Annotated in this window: 13 protein-coding genes and 1 pseudogene; 13 read left to right on the forward strand and 1 reads right to left on the reverse strand. The window is 72.4% G+C overall.

All coding sequences use genetic code 11. The features are described from left to right. The first annotated feature begins 81 nt into the window (after positions 1–81). From BXY45_RS11220 to BXY45_RS11250, 7 genes are all read left to right on the forward strand, one after another. Entirely contained in the window at positions 82–1,035 is a 954-nt protein-coding gene (locus tag BXY45_RS11220; protein WP_109774570.1) for a fumarylacetoacetate hydrolase family protein, read from the forward strand. Continuing rightward, the gene (locus BXY45_RS11225; protein WP_109774571.1) at positions 1,032–1,502 is read left to right on the forward strand and encodes a cupin domain-containing protein; all 471 of its coding nucleotides are present in this window, start codon (positions 1,032–1,034) and stop codon (positions 1,500–1,502) included. The genes BXY45_RS11220 and BXY45_RS11225 overlap by 4 nt, the downstream gene beginning before the upstream one ends. Then, on the forward strand, positions 1,499–2,437 hold the full coding sequence (locus BXY45_RS11230) for an acyl-CoA thioesterase (RefSeq protein ID WP_109774572.1): 939 nt from the start codon (positions 1,499–1,501) through the stop codon (positions 2,435–2,437). The genes BXY45_RS11225 and BXY45_RS11230 overlap by 4 nt, the downstream gene beginning before the upstream one ends. Before the next feature lie 166 nt (positions 2,438–2,603). Beyond that, positions 2,604–4,043 carry a phenylacetate--CoA ligase family protein gene (locus BXY45_RS11235; protein WP_109774573.1) on the forward strand — a complete coding sequence of 480 codons (1,440 nt, stop codon included), beginning with the start codon at positions 2,604–2,606 and terminating at the stop codon, positions 4,041–4,043. A gap of 13 nt (positions 4,044–4,056) precedes the next feature. Further along, positions 4,057–4,299, forward strand: coding sequence for a hypothetical protein (locus BXY45_RS11240; protein ID WP_146211162.1), 243 nt, complete (start codon positions 4,057–4,059; stop codon positions 4,297–4,299). Positions 4,300–4,301: 2 nt separating this feature from the next. Continuing rightward, on the forward strand, positions 4,302–6,602 hold the full coding sequence (locus tag BXY45_RS11245) for a bifunctional salicylyl-CoA 5-hydroxylase/oxidoreductase (protein ID WP_211319469.1): 2,301 nt from the start codon (positions 4,302–4,304) through the stop codon (positions 6,600–6,602). Continuing rightward, complete coding sequence (locus tag BXY45_RS11250; RefSeq protein WP_211319470.1) at positions 6,599–7,057, forward strand: PaaI family thioesterase; 459 nt, start codon at positions 6,599–6,601, stop codon at positions 7,055–7,057. Before BXY45_RS11245 ends, BXY45_RS11250 begins: the two co-directional genes overlap by 4 nt. Positions 7,058–7,618: 561 nt before the next feature. Here BXY45_RS11250 and BXY45_RS11255 read toward each other — a convergent pair. After that, positions 7,619–8,731, reverse strand: a complete 1,113-nt coding sequence (locus BXY45_RS11255) for an AraC family transcriptional regulator (protein ID WP_109774575.1) — start codon at positions 8,729–8,731, stop codon at positions 7,619–7,621. Between the two features lie 227 nt (positions 8,732–8,958). Between BXY45_RS11255 and BXY45_RS11260 the strand changes: the two genes are divergently transcribed. The 6 genes and pseudogenes from BXY45_RS11260 to BXY45_RS11285 all read left to right on the forward strand — a co-directional run. Then, positions 8,959–9,795 carry an SDR family oxidoreductase gene (locus tag BXY45_RS11260; protein ID WP_211319471.1) on the forward strand — a complete coding sequence of 279 codons (837 nt, stop codon included), beginning with the start codon at positions 8,959–8,961 and terminating at the stop codon, positions 9,793–9,795. 60 nt (positions 9,796–9,855) lie between these two features. Further along, positions 9,856–11,445, forward strand: a complete 1,590-nt coding sequence (locus tag BXY45_RS11265; protein ID WP_109774576.1) for a flavin-containing monooxygenase — start codon at positions 9,856–9,858, stop codon at positions 11,443–11,445. Between the two features lie 27 nt (positions 11,446–11,472). After that, on the forward strand, positions 11,473–11,955 hold the full coding sequence (locus tag BXY45_RS11270) for a cupin domain-containing protein (RefSeq protein WP_109774577.1): 483 nt from the start codon (positions 11,473–11,475) through the stop codon (positions 11,953–11,955). Then, a complete protein-coding gene (locus BXY45_RS11275) occupies positions 11,952–12,707 on the forward strand; it encodes an alpha/beta hydrolase family protein (protein WP_245961758.1) in 756 nt (251 codons plus the stop codon). Before BXY45_RS11270 ends, BXY45_RS11275 begins: the two co-directional genes overlap by 4 nt. A gap of 176 nt (positions 12,708–12,883) precedes the next feature. Then, a complete protein-coding gene (aspS, locus tag BXY45_RS11280; protein WP_109774578.1) occupies positions 12,884–14,695 on the forward strand; it encodes an aspartate--tRNA ligase in 1,812 nt (603 codons plus the stop codon). A 115-nt stretch (positions 14,696–14,810) separates the two neighbouring features. Further along, positions 14,811–15,289 (forward strand): annotated as a pseudogene (locus tag BXY45_RS11285) (hypothetical protein); the annotation flags it as partial.

The following is a 15,289-nucleotide window of genomic DNA, read 5'->3' on the forward strand; positions in this document are numbered from 1 at the left end:
CTTCCGGGCTTCCAATATCGCGGGTTTCTGACTACCGTGAGCAAGACGCTACAGGAACGAAGCGGTTCTGAGGAGGGGTCGATGGCTAGCTCGACATCAGTCCACAACGTCCGGGTCGCCACGGTGCGGCTCCCCACCGGCACGCGCGCCGCGGCTGCTCTCGCCGGTGGCGGCGACGGCGACGGCGAGCCGCTCGCCTGGCACCTGCTGCCGCACCGCGACGTCGGCGAGCTCCTCCGCGAGGGCGACGACGACGCCGACGGCGGCGGCTGGCGCGGCGCATCCCGCCGCGCGCTCGCCGGACCCGCCCGCGACGTCCTCATCGAACAGCCGGACTTCGCGCCGCTCGTGCTCGACCCGCGCAAGGTCGTGTGCTGCGGGCACAACTACCGCGCGCACATCGAGGAGATGGGCCGCCCGATCCCGGCCTCCCCAACGCTGTTCACCAAGTTCGCCGACACCCTCGCGGGCGCCCGTGACGACCTGGTGCTCCCCGCGCACGCCCGCGAGGTCGACTGGGAGGGCGAGCTCGCCGTCGTCGTCGGCGCCCCTCTCCTGCACGCCACCCGCGAGCAGGCGCGCGCCGCCATCGCCGGGTACGCCGCCGCCAACGACCTGTCCGTGCGCGAGGCGCAGCGCCGCACCACCCAGTGGCTGCCCGGCAAGGCGTTCGATGCCACCATGCCGCTCGGGCCGTGGCTCGTCGACTCCCGCGACGTCGACCCGGCCGACGGCCTGCGCCTGACCTGCGAGGTCAACGGCGAACAGGTGCAGCAGGGCAGCACCGCCGACCTCGTCTTCGACGCCGCCGACCTGCTCGTGGAGATCTCCTCGTTCACCCGGCTCAGCCCGGGCGACGTCGTGCTCACGGGCACCCCCGGCGGCGTCGGGACGGCGATGAACCCGCCCCGCGAACTGGCCGACGGCGACGTCGTGCGCGTCGCCGTCGAGGGCGTGGGCGCTGTCCGCAACACCATCCGCTTCACCAGCACGAACACATCCAGCACCGACGAGCAGCGAGGAGCAGCAGCATGAGCACGCAGACGCAGTCCCCGAACGAGCAGACCACTGAGAAGGCCGCGCAGAAGGTCGTCCCCGTCGTCACGCGCGCGGGTCACGAGCACCGCGAGACCGGCCAGTCCGGCGGTGCCGTCCGCGTCTCCGGGGTGTCGGTGCAGCACACCCCCGCCACCAAGATCTGGTTCGGCCGGGTGAGCAACGAGCCGGGCTACCGCTCCCTGCCGCACCACCACGGCGAGGCCGAGACCGGCGGCTACGTGCTCACGGGCACCGCGCGCATCTACTTCGGCGACGACTTCAGCGACTACGTCGACATGACCGCGGGCGACTTCGTCTTCGTCCCGCCGTTCATGCCGCACGTCGAGGCCAACATGAGCACCACCGACGAGCTCGTCTGGCTCACGGCGCGCACGCCGGAAAACATCGTGGTCAACCTCCCCGACGTGCCGGACGAGACGCTCGCCGGCTACCGCCGCGCATGAGTGAGCGACTTCCGCTCCTCGATTCCCTTGCTCTCGTCAAGGATGTCGGGGCTGACGACGACGTCTACGTGGCCTCCCACCAGCGCATCCCCTCCGGGCGCGCCTACGGCGGCGAGCTCGTGGCGCAGGCCCTCGAGGCCGCGCGCCGCACCGTCGCCGACCTTCCCGACTCCCCCGAAGCTGACCAGCGCCGCGTGCACTCGCTGCACGCGTACTTCCTGCGCCCCGTCGATGTCACCCAGCCTTCGCGCTGGACGGTCGAGCGCACGCGCGACGGCCGCGGGTTCTCCGCTCGCCGTGTGGTGGGGCAGCAGGGCGGCAAGGCGGTGCTCATGGCGATGGCGTCGTTCCATGTTCCTGTCGACGGCGACGACGAGCTGCGCCACGACCCGCCGGCCGCCGGCCCCGGCGCCCTCGGCGGGTTCGCCGACCTGAGCGATCTTCCCGGCTCCGCCGATCCGGCTGCACTGCCCTCCACGGCTGACCGCCTGGCCGGCACCGAGCCCGGACGTGACACCGAGTACTGGTCGCACGGCCGCAGTGTCGATCTGCGCCATGCCGAGGACGCCGTCTACACGAGCCCGGCGGGGGAGCGCGTGGCCCGCCAGGTGGTCTGGGTGCGCACCCTGGAACGCCTCCCCGACGACCCGGCGCTGCACCGCACGGTGCTCGCCTACCTGTGCGACTACACCGCACTGGAGCCGGCGCTGCGCGTCCACGGTTTGGCCTGGGCCGACCCGGGCCTGGTGACCGCCAGCGTCGACCACGCCATGTGGTGGCACGAGGATGGCCGCGCCGACGAGTGGGTGGCCCTCGTGCAGGACTCACCCGTCGCTCGCCGGGGCACCGCGCTGGGGCGTCTGAGCATCGTCAGTCGCGACGGGCGCCTGCTGGCGACCGCCGTGCAGGAGGGCGTTGTCCGCGTCGCGCACTGACTGTCCGCGTCGCGCGCCGACTATCCGCCCAGCGCGCCGAAACACAGAGTTGACATGACGCACTCTTGACGGTCGTCACCAACTGAGTACTTTCGAGGTACCGCAGACCCCCGGCCGCCCCTCCCCGTCAGAGCGAGGGCGGCCCACCCCGACGGAGGTGCCGGACGTGGCAGAGCGAGACTTCTGGAACCCCAAGACCGAGACCCTCCCCCGGGAGGACCTCAAGGCCCTGCAGCTCGTGAAGCTGCGCCGCACCGCCGAGTGGGCCGCCGCGCGCAGCCCCTTCTACCAGCGCACCTTCGCCGCAGCGGGCTTCAGCCCCGAGCAGCTGCGGAGCTGGGACGACATCAACCGCATCCCCTTCCTCACCCGTGAGCAGTGGATGGAGAGCCAGGTCGAGCACGCCCCCTACGGCGAGCTGCCCGTGACCGGCCCGGTGAACGCCATCCGCGTCCACACCACGAGCGGCACCTCCGGGCGGATGCCGCTTCGTGCCCTGGACAGCCGCAAGGACTGGTCCTGGTCGGCGGAGATGTGGTGCTACGGCCTGTGGGGCATGGGCGTGCGTCCCCACGACGTCGGCTATGTGGCCTTCGGCTACGGCTCGTTCATCGGCTTCTGGGGCCTGCACAACGGCCTCGAGAAGCTCGGCGCCCTCACGGTGCCCGGTGGCGCGCAGACCACCGCCAACCGCGTCAAGCAGATCATCGACTTCGGCGTCACGGTCGTGGCCTCCACGCCCACCTACGCGCTGCGCCTGGCCGCGGAGGCCAAGGCCCTCGGCATCGACCTGCCCGGCAGCGCCGTCCACACCGTGGTGCTCTCCGGTGAGCCCGCCGGCTCCATCAAGGAGACCAAGGAGCTCATCGAGCGCGAGTGGGGCGCCAAGGCCTACGACACCGCCGGCATGACCGAGGTCTCGACCATCTTCATGTTCGAGCCCGCCGAGCAGCCCGGCGGCTGCCACATCATCGAAGACCACTTCATCGAGCAGGTCATCGACCCCGAGACCGGCCGCGAGGTGCCCTACGGCGAGCGTGGCGAGCGGGTCTGCACGAGCTTCGGTCGCAGCACCACCCCGCTGCTGCGCTACCGCACCGCCGACCTCGTGGTGAAGGTCCCCGCCGCGGGCCGCGTCCGCAGCGGCCGCACCTGGGACCTGTACGAGGGCGGCATCATCGGCCGCGTCGACGACATGCTGCTCGTGCGTGGCACCAACGTGTACCCGGGAGCCATCGAGGGCGTCGTGCGCCAGCACGACGGCATCGAGGAGTTCCAGATCCGCGTCGAGCGCCGCGGGATCCGCGACGAGGTCGTGCTCCTCGTCGAGACCGATCCCACCATCGGCGAGGCCGCCTGGGACGCGCTCGCCGCACGCCTCGGCTCCGATCTCGCCGAGGCCCACGAGGGCCTGCGCTTCATCCTCGAGCGCGCCGCAACCGGCGCCCTGCCGCGCTTCGAGCTCAAGGCCAAGCGCCTGGTCGACGCCCGGCCCGCCCCCACCTTCCTCAAGACGACGACGGCGGCAGCCGCCGCGCTGCCGGAGCCGACGCCGCCGTCGTCCTCTCCCGAGTCCTCGCTGTCCTCCGTCCCCACGCCCGCCTGAGGAGGCACCTGACATGACCGCGCCTTCCGTGCCTGTCCCTGTGTCTGCCGCCGCGCCAGCCGCCGATCTCATCGGCACGCCACTGACCCGCGACGAGGCCGACCTCCTCGCCGTCTACGACGCGCTGCGCGACCTCGTCCAGCGCGACCTCCCGCCCTGCGCGGCCTCCGGGCTGCGCGCCGCGCTCGCGAGCACCGCCGTCGTCGTCACCGACCTCGGGCTGCGCTTCGAGCACCTCCTCGACGAAGGGGTCTGACGATGTCTTCACCGTCCTTGAAGCTGGCCAGCGTCGGCGGCGGACCCGCCGGCCTGTTCACCGCCCTGCTGCTCAAGCAGGCCGACCCGAGCGCCGAGTGCGTGGTCTACGAGCGCAACCGCGCCGACGACACCTTCGGGTTCGGCGTGGTGTTCTCCGCCGAGACCCTCGGCGCCGTGGAAGCCGCCGACCCGGTCTTCTACGCGCGGATGGCCGCGGAGTTCCGCTCCTGGAGCGCCATCGACACCGACTTCCTCGGGACCGTCGAACGTTCCGACGGGCACGCCTTCGCCGCGTTCGAGCGCAAGCGGCTGCTGCAGCTGCTCGCCGAGCGTGCGCAGGAGGTCGGCGTCGACGTGCGCTTCTCCACGGTCGCGCCGCCGCTGGAGGAGCTGCAGCGCACCCATGACGTGGTGCTGGCGGCCGACGGCGTCAACAGCGCTGTGCGCCGTCAGCTGGCCGACCAGCTGAACCCGTCCACGGTGGGGCGTCCGTCGAAGTACATCTGGCTGGGCACCTCGCGCCCGTTCGACTGCTTCACGTTCCTCTTCGTGGAGACCGAGCACGGCCTGTTCTGGGCGCACGTCTACCCGTACGCGGACGGCAAGGCCACGTTCATCGTCGAGACCGACGAGGAGACCTGGCAGCGCGCCGGCCTCGCCGAGGGCGCCGCGAAGCCCCGCAAGCCCGGGGAGAACGACGAGGCCGCCATCGCCTTCTGCCAGCGGATCTTCGCCGAGCACCTCGACGGGCACGCGCTGGTCGGCAACAACTCCGGCTGGCTGAGCTTCACGGTGCTGAAGACCGAGCACTGGTCGGCCGGCAACGTGGTGCTCGCCGGAGACGCCGTCCACACTGCCCACTTCTCCATCGGCTCCGGCACCAAACTGGCGCTGGAGGACGCGATCGCGCTTGCGCACGCGCTGCACGAGGAGTCGTCGGTGGAGGCCGCGCTCAAGACGTACGAGGCCGAGCGCCAGCCGGCGGTGGCGTCCGTGCAGCGCGCGGCGCAGACCTCGCTGGAGTGGTTCGAGGGCGTGGCCCGCTACCGCCACCTGCCGCCGGAGCAGTTCACGATGCAGCTGCTCACCCGCAGCCAGCGCGTGACCTACGACAACCTCAAGCTCCGCGACCCCGAGTACGTGGCCGGCTTCGATGCCTGGCTCGCCTCGCGCACCCGGTCCCTCGGGGTCGAGGTCGAGACCGGCACCCCGCCGATGTTCCACCCCTACCGCCTCGGCGGGCTGGAGCTCGACAACCGCGTGGTGGTCTCGCCGATGGCGCAGTACTCCGCCGTCGACGGGATGCCCACCGACTGGCACCTGGTGCACCTCGCCTCGCGCGCGGTCGGTGGTGCGGGCCTGGTCATGACCGAGATGACGTGCACCTCGCCGGAGGCGCGCATCACCCCAGGCTGCCCCGGCCTCTGGGACGACGAGCAGGAAGCCGCCTGGAAGCGGATCGTCGACGTCGTCCACGGTCAGTCGCGGGCCAAGATCGGCCTGCAGCTCGGGCACGCGGGCCCGAAGGGCTCGACCAAGGTCATGTGGGAGGGCATCGACCAGCCGCTGGAGTCCGGTGGGTGGGAGATCGTCGCGCCGTCGCCGATCCCCTACCTGCCGCAGGGCGGGCAGTTGCCGCGCGAGCTCGACGAGGCGGGCATCCGCGACGTCGTCGCCCAGCACGTCGTCGCCGCCGAGCGCGGGGCCCGGGCCGGGTTCGACCTGCTCGAGCTGCACTTCGCGCACGGCTACCTCGTGTCGTCGTTCATCTCCCCGCTGACCAACCACCGCACCGACGGTTACGGCGGCGACCTGCGCGGCCGCGCCCGGCTCGGGCTGGAGATCCTGCGCGCGGTGCGTGCGGTGTGGCCGGCGGACCGGCCGATCTTCGTGCGCATCTCCGCCACCGACTGGGTCGAGGGCGGGACGACGGGGGACGACGCCGTCGAGCTGGCGCGGCTGCTCGCCGAGGCCGGCGCCGACCTCATCGACGTCTCCACCGGCCAGACCAGCACGAAGGCGAAGCCCGCCTACGGCCGGCTCTACCAGACGCCGTTCGCCGACCGGATCCGCCAGGAGGTCGGCGTGCCGACCATGACGGTGGGCGCCGTGAGCTCCGTGGAAGACGTCAACACCATCGTCGCGACCGGCCGCGCCGACCTCGTGGCGCTGGCCCGCCCGCACCTTGTGGACCCGTACTGGACCCTCAACGCGGCCATCGACCAGGGCTTCCGCGGCCACCCCACGCCGGTGCAGTACCGCTCCGGGCTGCGCGCCCGGCGCCGCGCGCAGCAGCCGTGAGCCCAGCCGCTCCAGGCCCCGGTCCCGACACCGCCCCCCAGCCGGTGCCGGGGCCGGCGGCTCCACCCGAGGTTCCGCTGGGCGAGCTGCCGTCGCTCATGGGCATCCGGGTGCTGGAGATGTCGGCGGAGCGGGCCGTGGGCACCATGCCCGTGATCGGCAACCGACAGCCCTTCGGGCGCCTGCACGGGGGAGCGCACCTCGTGCTCGCCGAGACCCTCGCGTCCTTGGCGGCGTGGACCCACGCCGGCCCGGGGCGCGAGGCGCTCGGCGTGGAGATCGGCGCCAGCCACACCGGGGGAGCGACGTCGGGTGTCGTGACGGGGGTGTGTGAGGCGCTCTCCCTCGGGCGGACGCTCACCGTGCACGAGGTGGTGGTGCGGAACGAGGCTGGCCGGCGCCTGTCGACGGTGCGCGTCACCAACCTCCTGCGCGACACCCCCACCCCTGCGTGACCCCCCGCGTGATCATGGGCTTCCGCCACCCTGGTTGACGATCACTCGTCTCAGCGCCACATCTGCAGTGCTTGGTCGGCCCCTTGACTGCGCTGTTGGCCCCTTGGACGCGCAGGTTGCCCCATCGACAAGGCCGATGGGGCAACCTGCGCGTCCAAGGGGCCATCTCGGCGCTTTCCGCGACGCCAAGCCGCCGGGGTGGCTGCCCGAGATGTCGCTACCCGGCCCTAGATGTCGGAACGGCACCCCGATGGCGACATCTGCAGCCGGGTTCCGACATCTCAGGCCGGCGAGGGCGCCATCGCGGGCGTCCGGCTCGGCCTGCGACCGGCACATGTGGCGCGGAGGTCCTTGATCGTCACAGGGGCCTCGCAGTTGACGCCCCTTCCGACGAAAAGACGCCCCATCCCAGGCTCGGATGGGGCGTCAACTCGTCGGAAGGGGCGCAATCTCGCTTGTTGGGGCGGGAACTACGCCGCCCGCGCAGCCGACGTGGCGCGGATCCGCATGATCGTCGAGGGGGGCGTGCGCAACGTCTTTGATCGTCTCGGGGGAGTGGGATCAGGAGCGCAGGGTGGCGGACGGCGAGCAGCCGAACCGCTTGCGGTAGTCCACCGAGAACCGGCCCAGGTGCGTGAAGCCTGCCGCGGTCGCGAGGTCGGTGACGCTCGCCTCGGTGGGGTCAGCCGCCCGCAGCGCCCGGTGCGCCGCCTCGAGGCGGCAGGAGCGCACGTACTCCATGGGCGTCGTCCCGAGCTGGCGCCGGAACCCCTCCTGCAGCGCCCGCACGCTGACGCCGGCATGGCGCGCCAGGTCTTCGACGGTGTGGGCGGCGGCCGGGTCGTCGTCGACCAGCGTCTTCGCGGCGGCCACGGCCCGGGAGGTGGCGGGAGCGCCGGTGGTCAGCTCCTCGCTGAGGCTGCAGCGGTGCGCCTCGAAGAGCTGCCCCACCAGCACCGAGCGGACGTGCCGCACCCAGCGGGCGTCGTCGAGGCAGGGGCTGTCGGCGTCCACCTCGGCGGCGGCGTAGCCGAGCGTGCGGCGCCAGGCGCTCGCGGCGGGAGTGGTGAGGTCGAAGTCGAGGGCGAAGTCGAGCCGCGAGCTGACCTTGCGGCCCAGCGCCGCCGCGGCGTAGCCGGCCACCACGGAGCGGTGCGCGTAGAGGATCAGCTGCGGCGTGCCCGCGTCCCACCGCATGCTCACCGGCGCGTCCGGGCCGAGCACGCTGGCCGTGCGCGGCGTGGACACCACCTCGGCACCGCCCTGTCGCACCGCCGCGCGCCCGGCGAGGGGCACCTGCACGAGGTAGAAGCTCTCGAGCCGACCGGGCTCGATCTGCACGTCGGTGCCGTAGTCGAGGCGCACCACGCCCACCCCGCTGTGCTGGAACCCGCGCAGGTCGAGCGACAGCTCGCTGCCTCCGCGGGGCTCCAGCCGGTGGTCGCAGAACAGCTGCCCGACGCTGGTGCGCGCCTCGTCGACGTCGTGGGTGTGCCGTTCGACGACGACTCCCTTCGGCGCTGTCGCCGGAGCCGCGTCGTGCGGCTTGACGAGGGACAACGGCGGCGACGACGACGGCGACGACGACAGCGCTCGCGCCCTCCCCGCTGAGCGGAGCGCACGCGGGGGCGTCGGAGCTGTTGGAACCGTCTGCAGGGCGAGCTGTGGTGTCACGCCGCCACCTCCTCCAGGGATCTCCAGTGATCCTGCGACGTCCCTGTTACGGGAACGTCTCCGGTGATGACGGTCACGTTATCGCGCCTTCGTGTCGCGCGTCACGGACAGCGCGTGCGTTCGGCGGATAGTGCGCCCCCGAGCGTCTCCCTAGCGTCTCGCAGCACCTGGTCCGGAGCCCGAGCAGCGCCGGCCAAGCACCCGCGACGACGCTCGAGGAGGCCCCCGTGGCGACCCAGGAAGCACCCGCACCCGCCCCATCAGCAGGCCCGCTGGCCGGCCGCTCCGCCGTCGTCACCGGGGGCGCGACGCTGGTCGGCGCCGGCGTGGTCCGCGCCCTGCACGCGGCCGGCGCCACCGTCACCGTGCTCGACATCGACGGCGACGGCGCCAAGGCGCTCACCGCCGAGCTGGACCAGGTCCGACCCGACAGCGCGGAGGCCCTCGTCGTCGACATCACCGACGACGACGCCCTCGCCGGGGCGATCTCCCACGTCGTGGAGTCCCGCGGTGGCATCGACGTGTGGGTCAACCTCGCGTGCACCTACCTCGACGACGGCGCCGACACCTCCCGCGCCGACTGGCTCACCGCCCTCGACGTCAACCTCGTGAGCGCCGTCCAGGCCGTGCGGCTCGCCCGTCCGCACCTGGCGGCGAGCGGGCACGGCGCCGTCGTCAACCTCACGTCGATCTCCTCCAGCGTCGCCCAGACCGGCCGCTGGGTGTACCCCGCGAGCAAGGCCGCAATCGCGCAGGTCACGCGGTCGATGGCGATGGACCTGGCAGCTGACCGCATCCGCGTCAACTCCGTCAGCCCGGGGTGGACCTGGTCGAAGATCATGGACACCCTCTCCGGCGGCGACCGCGCCAAGACCGACGCCGTGGCCGCGCCGTTCCACCTGCTCGGCCGCGTCGGCGACCCCGCCGAGGTGGGCGCCGTCGTCGCCTTCCTCGCCTCCGACGCCGCGTCCGTGGTCACCGGTGCCGACTGGGCCGCCGACGGCGGCTACTCCGCCATGGGCCCGGAGCAGGCCGTGCCCGCCATCCCGCTCCTGTCCGCCTGACGCGCTGCACCCGCCAGCACGCCCCCTCGAACCCCCCGCCCCTCGAACAATGGAGCAGCCATGAAGGTCGGCATCGTCGGAGCCGGGTTCTCCGGCCTCGTCACCGCGAAGGTCCTGTCCGGTCTCGGGCACGACGTCGTCGTCATCGAGAAGTGCGACGACGTCGGCGGCGTGTGGTCCGCCAGCCGCCGCTACCCCGGGCTGCACACGCAGAACGGCAAGGACACCTACTGCTTCTCCGACCACCCCATGCCCGACGACTACCCCGAGTGGCCGTCGGGCGAGCAGGTGCAGCGCTACCTCGCCAGCTACGTGGAGAAGTTCGAGCTCCAGCGGTTCCTGCGACTGGGCACCGAGCTCGTCTCCGCCGACCCCCGCGACGGCGGCGGCTGGTCGCTCACCACCCGGCCAGCCCGCGTAGCGCAGCCGGCGAGCGGCGCGGCGGCCGCGCCGCAGGAGGCGCTCGAGGTCGACCACCTCGTCGTCGCCAACGGCATCTTCAGCGACCCCCACGTGCCCGACTACCCCGGTGCGGAGGAGTTCCGCGCCGCCGGCGGCCGCCTGCTCGCCACGAGCGACGTCCACGACGTCGAGGAGGTGCGCGGCAAGCACGTCGTCGTCGTGGGGTACGGCAAGTCGGCGTGCGACGTGGCCACGGCGCTGGCGCCGGCCGCCGCGAGCCTCGACGTCGTCGCCCGGCAGCTGCTGTGGAAGGTCCCGCGCCTGCTGGCCGGCAAGCTCAACTACAAGTACCTGCTGCTCACGCGGCTCGGCGAGGCGCTGTTCAAGTACATCGACGTCAAGGGCGTGGAGAAGTTCCTCCACGGACCCGGCGACGGCGTCCGCCGGCAGATGATCGGCAGCGTCCAGTCGCTCATCACGAAGCAGCTGGGGCTGCGGAAGCTCGGGCTGGTGCCCAGCGGTCCCTTCGAGGACATCGCCCGCTCCACCGTCAGCCTCGTCACCGTCGGCTTCTTCGAGGCGGTGAAGGCCGGACGGATCACCGTGCACCGCGACTCCCAGGTGGTGCGGCTACTGGCCGACGACGACGGCCGCCCCGCCGCCGAGCTGGCCGACGGCACCGTGCTCCCCGCCGACCTCGTGCTGTGCGGTACCGGCTTCCGCCAGCACGTGAGGTTCCTCGCGCCCCAGGTGGAGGCCCGCCTGCACGACGACCGCGGCAACTTCCGCCTGCACCGCCAGATCGTTCCGCTCGACGTGCCCGACCTGTCGTTCGTGGGCTACAACTCCTCGTTCTTCAGCCCGCTGTCTGCCGAGGTCGCCGCGCTGTACGTGGCCGACAGGCTCGCCGGCAACGACCGCGTGGGCGACCGCGCCGAAGCGCTGGCCCGGGTGGACCGCAAGCTCGCGTGGATGGAGGAGCGCACCAAGGGCCGCCACGCCCGCGGCACCAACATCATCCCGTTCTCCATGCACAACGTCGACGAGGTGCTCGAGGAGCTCGAGCTCAACCTGCCCGCACCGAAGCGCGCCGTGCAGTGGCTGCTGCCGGTCGACCCGGGCTCCTACGCCGGGCTCCACGCGCGCCTGGCGCAGAGGCTGAAGCGCACGGGGGGCGCGCGTCCGTCGTCGTCGTCCTCTTCCCCTGCGACCCCAGCGGCCAGCACGCTTGCCTCCGCCGACCGCTGAGCCCACCGCAGACCTGAGGAGCCACGCATGACCACGCAGTTCGAAGAGATCATCACCGGGGGGCTGCCCGCCGGCATCACCCGCTCCGACGAGGCCTTCGGCCACCGCACCTGGTCGGTGCTCGGCCACACGTACACCACCAAGGTCGAGAGCGAGCAGACCTACGCGTGGCACTCCTTCGACCCGCCCTCGACGGGGGTGCCGCCGCACGTCCACCCCACCCAGGACGAGTTCATCTACGTCCTCGACGGCGTGTACACGCTCTACCTCGACGGCGGGTGGACGCAGGCCGGTCCTGGTGACCTGGTCCGGATGCCCAAGGGACTGCCGCACGCGTACTACAACCGCCGCGAGGAGGCCGCGAGGTCGCTGTTCTGGGTGACGCCCGCCGGGCGCCTGGCGCAGCTGTTCTCGGTGCTGCACGAGCTCGACGACCCCGCCGAGGTGGTGCGCCTGTCGGCCCTCCATGACGTCGACTTCCTGCCCCCGGGCGCCGTCGAGGGCGCGTGACGGTGCTCGCCCACCCGGCCGGGTGCCGGGTGCTGCGGTACGGCGACGACCCGCAGCAGGTCGTCGAGGTCTGGCCGGCTGTTCCCGGGAAGCCCGCCCGGGGCACCGCGGTGCTCGTGCACGGCGGTTACTGGCGCACCCCATGGGCCGCGGACCTCATGCACTCCCTGGTGCCGGCGTTCACCGGGCGCGGCTGGCGGGTCGCGGTGCCGGAGTACCGGCGGATCGGGTCGGGAGGCGGCTGGCCCGCCACCTCCGACGACGTCGCCGCCGCGCTGGCAGCACTGGACGAGGACGACGGCGAGCGCGGCCGAGGTGGTCCCGTGGTGCTCGTCGGGCACTCCGCGGGAGGCCACCTGGCGCTCGTGCACGCGCGGGCAGCTGACGCCGTCGTCGCCCTCGCACCGGTGACCGACCTGGTCCGCGGGTACGCCGAGGGCATCGGGAACGGGGCGGTGGCGGAGCTGATGGGCGGTGCCTCGCCGCAGGCCGATCCCGCGGCGTACCTTGCGGCCTCGCCGCGCCAGCGGCCGTGGCCTGCGTGCCCCGTGCTCGTCGTCCACGGCACAGACGACGCGCGCGTCCCGGTGGAGCACAGCCGCGACTACGTCGCCACGGCCCGCTCCGACGGGGCACCCGTGGAGCTGGTCGAGCCGGCGTCGCTGGACCACATGGCCCTCATCGACCCGGCCGCGCCGCACTGGCCCGCCGTGCACACCTGGCTTGCGACCACCCTCCCCACCCCGCCGTGATCATGACCTCTCCCGCCGTGATCATGGGCGTCCGCCACCCTACGGATCCGTAAGGTGGCCAGCGTCCATGATCACGGACGGAGGGGGTTGAGGGCGCACCTGTGTCGGAGTCGCCGACTAGGCTCGCGGGGGCCCTCGGACACGGGGGTCGACGACTGGAAGGAAGAGGTCTCCGCGTGCTCCGCAGCCACTCCGCAGGAACCCTGCGCGCCGCTCACGACGGCGAGCAGGTCACCCTCGCCGGGTGGGTGGGCCGCCGCCGAGACCACGGCGGGGTGGCGTTCCTCGATCTGCGCGACGCCTCCGGTGTGGTGCAGGTGGTCGTCCGTGACGAGCTGCTCGAGTCCTCCGGGGCGCACGCGCTGCGCAGCGAGTTCGTCGTCCAGGTGACGGGCGCCGTCCGCCTGCGCCCGGTCGGCAACGAGAACCCGGCGCTGCCCACGGGTGACATCGAGGTGGTCGCCGAGGCGCTGACCGTCCTCAACGAGGCTGCCCCGCTGCCGTTCCCCATCGAGGCCGCGGGTGAGCAGGTGAACCCTCCCGGTGAGGAGGTGCGCCTGCGCCACCGCTACCTCGACCTGCGCCGTCCCGCCCCCGCCGCCGCGCTCCGTCTGCGCAGCGAGGCCAACCGCGTGGCCCGCGACGTGCTCCTGGCCGACGGCTTCACCGAGGTGGAGACCCCCACGCTCACGCGCTCCACCCCCGAGGGCGCCCGCGACTTCCTCGTGCCCGCCCGCCTCGCGCCGGGCTCCTGGTACGCGCTGCCGCAGAGCCCGCAGCTGTTCAAGCAGCTGCTGATGGTCGCCGGGATCGAGAAGTACTTCCAGATCGCCCGGTGCTACCGCGACGAGGACTTCCGCGCCGACCGCCAGCCGGAGTTCACCCAGCTCGACGTCGAGATGGCCTTCGTCGAGCAGGACGACGTCATCGCCCTCGCCGAGAAGGTGCTCGTCGGCCTGTGGTCGCTCATCGGGTACACGCTCGACACCCCCATCCCGCGGATGACCTACCGCGACGCGATGGCCCGCTACGGCTCCGACAAGCCCGACCTGCGCTTCGGGGTGGAGCTGGTCGACTGCACCTCCTACTTCGCCGAGACCCCGTTCCGCGTCTTCCAGGCGCCGTACGTCGGCGCCGTCGTCATGCCGGGCGGGGCGTCGCAGCCGCGCAAGCAGCTCGACGCGTGGCAGGAGTTCGCCAAGCAGCGTGGGCACCGCGGCCTGGCGTACGTGCTGCTGGGTGAGGACGGCGAGCTGTCCGGCCCGGTGGCCAAGAACCTGTCCGAGACCGAGCGCGCCGGCCTGGCCACCAAGGTCGGCGCCGTGCCGGGTGACTGCATCTTCTTCGCTGCCGGCGCGGCGTCGGGGGCGCGGTCGCTGCTGGGCGCTACGCGCTTGGAGATCGGCAAGCGGTGCGGGCTGATCGACGAGTCGCAGTGGGCGTTCGTCTGGGTGGTCGACGCGCCGCTGTTCGAGCCCGCCGAGGCCGCGGTGGCCGCTGGCGACGTCGCCGTCGGCGCCGGGAAGTGGACGGCGGTGCACCACGCCTTCACCTCACCCAAGCCCGAGCACCTCGACACCTTCGACGCCACCCCCGAGGCGCCGGGCGAGGCGCTGGCGTACGCCTACGACATCGTCTGCAACGGCAACGAGATCGGCGGCGGCAGCATCCGCATCCACCGCCGTGACGTGCAGGAGCGTGTCTTCAGCGTCATGGGCATCTCGCCTGAGGACGCTCAGGAGAAGTTCGGCTTCCTCCTCGACGCATTCGGCTACGGCGCTCCGCCTCACGGCGGCATCGCCTTCGGGTGGGACCGCATCGTGGCGCTGCTGACCAGGTCGGACTCGATCCGCGAGGTCATCGCGTTCCCGAAGTCGGGCGGCGGCTACGACCCGCTGACCGCGGCCCCGGCGCCGATCACCCCGGCGCAGCGGGCTGAGGCCGGCATCGACGGCCCCCCGAAGAAGCCCGAGGCTCCGAAGCCCTAACCTCTCTCCTCCGTGATCATGGGCGCTGGCCACCCTCCCGTGTCGTGATCATGGGCGCTGGCCACCCTGTGGATAACTTCAACGGGCAAAGCGCAAGATCCGCCACGCTTCCTGCGTGGTCGCACGACTGATCTCCCTGCCCGAGGTCCTGCCGCCCTTCACGCGGCAGGACCTCGGCGTTCTCGGCATCACCCGTCACCAGCTGGACCGACTTCTCGCCTCGGGCGCCGTCGTCGAGGTGGTGCGTGGCGCCTACCTGGATGCCCGGTCTGTGGCTGATCCCTTGGCGGTTGCTCGTGCGGCTTCACTGGTGATGCCGCCGCATGTTGTCGCCTGCCGGGGACTGGCGGCGTACATCCACGGCATCGATCCCCGCGGCCCAGCGATGGACACCTCCCCGATGCCCCTGCAGGGCCTGGTGCCGGCCAGCAACCGCACCCCGAAGTGGCGCGGCGCGTCGATCTTCGAGGCGCCCCTGGCCCCGCACGACGTGATGGAGCTCGGTGGGGTGCTGGTCACCACCCCGGAGCGCACCGCGCTGGACTGTGCTCGGTACTTGTCGCCGCCGATGGCGCTGGCGGTGCTGGACCGGAT

The sequence above is a fragment of the Quadrisphaera granulorum genome (genome assembly GCF_003149145.1).
GTDB lineage: Bacteria > Actinomycetota > Actinomycetes > Actinomycetales > Quadrisphaeraceae > Quadrisphaera > Quadrisphaera granulorum.

Coding starts and splice junctions, on each gene's coding strand:
- BXY45_RS11230 (WP_109774572.1), top strand. CDS start 1,499: ATGAGTGAGCGACTTCCGCTCCTCGATTCCCTTGCTCTCGTCAAGGAT.
- BXY45_RS11245 (WP_211319469.1), top strand. CDS start 4,302: ATGTCTTCACCGTCCTTGAAGCTGGCCAGCGTCGGCGGCGGACCCGCC.
- BXY45_RS11265 (WP_109774576.1), top strand. CDS start 9,856: ATGAAGGTCGGCATCGTCGGAGCCGGGTTCTCCGGCCTCGTCACCGCG.
- BXY45_RS11220 (WP_109774570.1), top strand. CDS start 82: ATGGCTAGCTCGACATCAGTCCACAACGTCCGGGTCGCCACGGTGCGG.
- BXY45_RS11270 (WP_109774577.1), top strand. CDS start 11,473: ATGACCACGCAGTTCGAAGAGATCATCACCGGGGGGCTGCCCGCCGGC.
- BXY45_RS11240 (WP_146211162.1), top strand. CDS start 4,057: ATGACCGCGCCTTCCGTGCCTGTCCCTGTGTCTGCCGCCGCGCCAGCC.
- BXY45_RS11225 (WP_109774571.1), top strand. CDS start 1,032: ATGAGCACGCAGACGCAGTCCCCGAACGAGCAGACCACTGAGAAGGCC.